Genomic DNA, 749 nt, shown 5'->3' with positions numbered 1-749 from the left:
GCCGCAAGCGGGAAACTCTAGTCGGGCTACGCCCTCCCGCCGTTCCCCGCTTGCGGCGCCAAGTGGCCTACTTTTGCGCCGCCCAACGGCCTGGTTTTGCTCCGCCGTTGACAGATGCCAACGTACAGATACAGCTTGCCTTCCGCCGTCCGCACCTCGGCGATGTCGATATGGAAGAAGCCGATCGGATAGGATTTGAACTTCTTCCGGGCAGGCTGGTCGCCCTCGACATCTGGCAAGCGAGAGACGCCGTGGCGCTGAAGGCAGCGATGCAAGGAAGATCGCGTCAGATGCGGGATCGTCGCCTGCAAGCTATAGAGACAGTCGTCGAGCGGCAGTCGCGTATGCCGACGAAAGGCGATGATGATCGCCTCGTCCTCGCCCGACAGGACCGTCGACTTCGGTTCGCTTGGCCCGGTCGGCAGATCGGCGACCGAGGTCCTCTTCTTCCACTTCGCCACCGTCTTCTGATTGATGCCGTAGCGCTTGGCGAGCGTCCTCAGGCTCTCTTGACCATGCTGTATCGCTCGACCGACCGCCGCTGTCGTAGTGGCGCAGCCGTGGTGAACTTGGCCCATAGCCCTTCCTTCCATTCGCTGGAAAAGATTGCACCATCAAATCCCGGGATCAAACAACTAGGGCGTCGACTCATAAACTCTGACACCAGATCCTCGCGGCTGTGAGCTTGACGGCGGCGAGGAAGTTCTCCGGGTCCTTGTCGTAGCGTGTGGCGATGCCTCGAAACTGCT

Annotated in this window: 2 pseudogenes; both read right to left on the bottom strand. The window is 60.9% G+C overall.

The window, feature by feature from the left end:
- Window positions 1-95: 95 nt before the first annotated feature.
- Window positions 96-578: pseudogene (locus ACLJK8_RS23030) on the bottom strand (IS481 family transposase); the annotation flags it as partial.
- Between the two features lie 70 nt (window positions 579-648).
- Window positions 649-749 (bottom strand): annotated as a pseudogene (locus ACLJK8_RS23025) (IS5/IS1182 family transposase); the annotation flags it as partial.

The sequence above is a fragment of the Amaricoccus sp. W119 genome, from assembly GCF_047275745.1.
Classification (GTDB): Bacteria; Pseudomonadota; Alphaproteobacteria; order Rhodobacterales; family Rhodobacteraceae; genus Amaricoccus.
Note: the sequence above shows the minus strand (reverse complement) of the source record. Positions and strands in the feature narration are given on the sequence as shown.